The 3,013-nt window shown below is 67.5% G+C and carries 3 protein-coding genes and 1 pseudogene; 2 read left to right on the top strand and 2 right to left on the bottom strand.

What is annotated here, in order from left to right:
- Positions 1–97: 97 nt before the first annotated feature.
- Positions 98–274, top strand: a pseudogene (locus tag E6R62_RS42360) (transposase family protein); the annotation flags it as partial.
- Positions 275–428: 154 nt separating this feature from the next.
- Here E6R62_RS42360 and E6R62_RS37330 read toward each other — a convergent pair.
- Both E6R62_RS37330 and E6R62_RS37335 read right to left on the bottom strand, forming a co-directional pair.
- Positions 429–1,085 carry a hypothetical protein gene (locus tag E6R62_RS37330; RefSeq protein WP_136217892.1) on the bottom strand — a complete coding sequence of 219 codons (657 nt, stop codon included), beginning with the start codon at positions 1,083–1,085 and terminating at the stop codon, positions 429–431.
- Complete coding sequence (locus E6R62_RS37335) at positions 1,082–1,903, bottom strand: ATP-binding cassette domain-containing protein (RefSeq protein WP_136217893.1); 822 nt, start codon at positions 1,901–1,903, stop codon at positions 1,082–1,084. Before E6R62_RS37335 ends, E6R62_RS37330 begins: the two co-directional genes overlap by 4 nt.
- Before the next feature lie 196 nt (positions 1,904–2,099).
- Between E6R62_RS37335 and E6R62_RS37340 the strand changes: the two genes are divergently transcribed.
- The gene (locus E6R62_RS37340; RefSeq protein WP_136217894.1) at positions 2,100–2,864 is read left to right on the top strand and encodes an IS5 family transposase; all 765 of its coding nucleotides are present in this window, start codon (positions 2,100–2,102) and stop codon (positions 2,862–2,864) included.
- Positions 2,865–3,013 lie beyond the last annotated feature (149 nt).

Below are 3,013 nucleotides of genomic sequence, written 5' to 3' on the forward strand. Positions count from 1 at the left end.
CGATCAGTGCCCACAAGTCGTCGTCCACGATCCAAGGCCGAGTGCTCACACACTCACGAACGGCCGAATCATCACACCGGTTACGCCCGACCAGGGCATCTCAACAAGATCCTGTTACGAGCTCTTATGGCAGTTCAATGGGACCCGTTTGCGCGCGCACTGACGGTCGATCGGCAGCCGTTGGAGGCGCCTGAGCGCAGGCCGGCAGGCCCTGCTCACCCTCGCCCACTTGCGCAATGGGTACTCCCACGCGCAATTCGCGGCCGGTTTCGGCACTCGCCCATTGCCGACCGCTACATCACCGAGGCGTCGAGCTCCTGGGCGTTTTCGCTCCCCCACACTCACCGAAGCGGCCAGGACGGCGGGGCATGCGTTCTACCGGAAGGCGCTGCGCAGCCTGCGCCGGTGCGGGCACACCGCCGCAGAGTTCATGCCTTTCTGCGGGTGATCGCCTGTGTCATAGCAACTGCGGCCGCCAAGAAGCCCGCGGTGACGGTGAGCAGGGCACCCGTGGGTGCCAGGGCGTCCGCCGAGTCCGACGCGTTCTGCAGGTGGGTAAGCATGATGTTGACCGGGGAAACGCCCTTGCCCAGCAGCACGGCCAGGAGGAGCACCAGGGCGAGGACGAGCGCGTAGCCCTGCCGTCGGAATACCAGCCGCGAGCAGACCACTCCGATGGCGATGCCGGTGAAGGCGCAGGTGAGTTGGGCCGCGGTCCCCAGCGCCAGATCCGCGAGGCCGGGTGTGTGGGTTGCGAACAACAGCGGCAGCACCAGGCCGGCAGACGTCAGCAGCAGGCACCCTGTGGCGGCCGTCCCGACCGTCGCGAGCAGGACGCGTAGAGGGCCGCCGGCGCTGACGACGACGATCGAGCGGTGCGCCTGGTCCTCGAGACCGATCAGTGTCATGGTCAGCCAGACCGAGCACGGCAGCATGGCCCCGGCCACCGCGGCGTAGGTCGCGGTGAGCGGGCCGGTGTCACTGCTGGTCAGCACGGCCACCAGGCCGAGGAACAGCAACAGCGGCGCGAGGTAGCGCTGGGAGAGCAGCAACACCGTGGACATATAGCCGACCAGCGCGATCACAGGGCGGTCCGCCGCGCATCGGCCCAGCAACTGGCTTCGTACACGGCCCCGGCCAGGCTGGCCACCGACCACCGGTGCTGCAGTGCCGTCAGCAGCACGGCGTCCGAGTGCTCCGGCGCCACCCGCAGGACGACCTCCCCGCCGCGCTGGGCGGTGTCCGTCACACCCGGCAGCGCGGACCAGTCCACTTCGATCGGCATGACGCCGGTGGGCGGCACGGTCAGGACCAGCTCGACCATCGAGGTGCGGCTCCCGGCGTGCCGGCCGCCGTGCGAGGTGACCCGGCCGTCGCTGATGGTGTAGGCGCCGCGGGCGTGCGTCTGGGTGATCGCCTCGCGGTGGTCGGTGAAGACCACTGCTCCGCCCTGTGCGGCCACTTCGTCGATGAACTCGGCGAGGACACCGTGGGCCGAGGCATCCAGACCTGACCAGGGTTCGTCGAGGACCAGCAGGTCGGGCTGGACAAGGAGGGCCTGGGCGAGCGCCACCTTCTGCGCGTTGCCCTTCGACAGCGTGCGCAGCGGCGCGTTCCCCCCGCCCACCAGGGACAGCCGCTCCAGCAGTTGATGGCCTCGGGCACGGGCGGCGGAGCCCGACAGGCCACGGATACGCCCCATGTGAGTGAGATAGGAGATCGCCGAGATGCGGTCATGGCCGGTGAAGCGGTCCGGTACGTAACCGATGCGCGGTGGTCGGCCCGACACGCTCCCGGTGGTGGGTTGCGACAGCCCGACGAGGATCCTCAGCAAGGTCGACTTCCCCGAACCATTGCTGCCGACCACCGCGCGGACGTCACCGGTCACAACTTCCATGTCCACGTCACTGAGGATCCATCGCCCTCCGCCGTACCGTTTACCGACCGCCTCACAACGTAACAACTCGACTCCTCACTGTGGCCCACACGCCTGGTCCTTCCAGCCTGGCGGACAGGCTTGGCAGTTATGCTGACAGGCAGGTAAAGCCCCTGGTAGATGGGTTTTCGACCAAGACAACCGTCTCCACCAGAGGCTTCGCATGCTTGTCTACCCGTCCGGCGTCGACGTGTCCAGCACGGCCCTGCGCTTCCTCGCCGCCCGTCTGAAAGAACACCGCCGCACTCTCGGAACCCGATGGCGGCGCCTGAACGCGGGCCGACAGGCCCTGCTCACCCTCGCCCACCTGCGCAACGGCCAGCCCTACGCCCAGCTCGCGGCCGGATTCGGGATCGGCACCACCACCGCCTACCGATACATCACCGAGGCCGTCAACCTCCTCGCTGCCCTCGCCCCCACCCTCACCGAAGCCGTACGAGCGGCGTCGACGAAGGCGTACGTGATCCTCGACGGGACGCTCCTGCCCATCGACCGAATCGCCGCCGACCGCCCGTTCTACTCGGGCAAACACAAGAAGCACGGCATGAACGTGCAGGTCATAGCCGATCCGAAGGGGCGTCTGCTGTGGGCTTCACCAGCCTTGGCCGGCGCCGTCCACGACGTCCGGGCCGCGCGCGAGCACGGCATCATCGAGGCACTCGCCGAGGCCGGCATCACCTGCTGGGCAGACAAGGGCTACCAGGGTGCAGGCGACACGGTAAGTCTCCCTTACCGCGGCCGATGGGACAGCCTCTCCACCGGCCAGCAGGCCGTCAACCGTTCCCACGCCAAGATCCGGGCCCTCGTCGAGCAGGCCATCGCCACCCTCAAGTCCTGGCGCCTCCTCCGCAAACTCCGCTGCTCGACCACCCGCATCACGAGTCTTGTTCAGGCCGTCCTCTGCCTGCATCTGGCCAGCTCAAACTGAGGATGGAAAGAGCTCAGTGTCTTAGAGCTCGTAACAGGATCTTGTTGAGATGCCCTGGTCGGGCGTAACCGGTGTGATGATTCGGCCGTTCGTGAGTGTGTGAGCACTCGGCCTTGGATCGTGGACGACGACTTGTGGGCACTGATCGA

Origin of the sequence: Streptomyces sp. A1136, assembly GCF_004795055.1 — a bacterium.
In the GTDB taxonomy this organism is placed as follows: Bacteria; Actinomycetota; Actinomycetes; order Streptomycetales; family Streptomycetaceae; genus Streptomyces.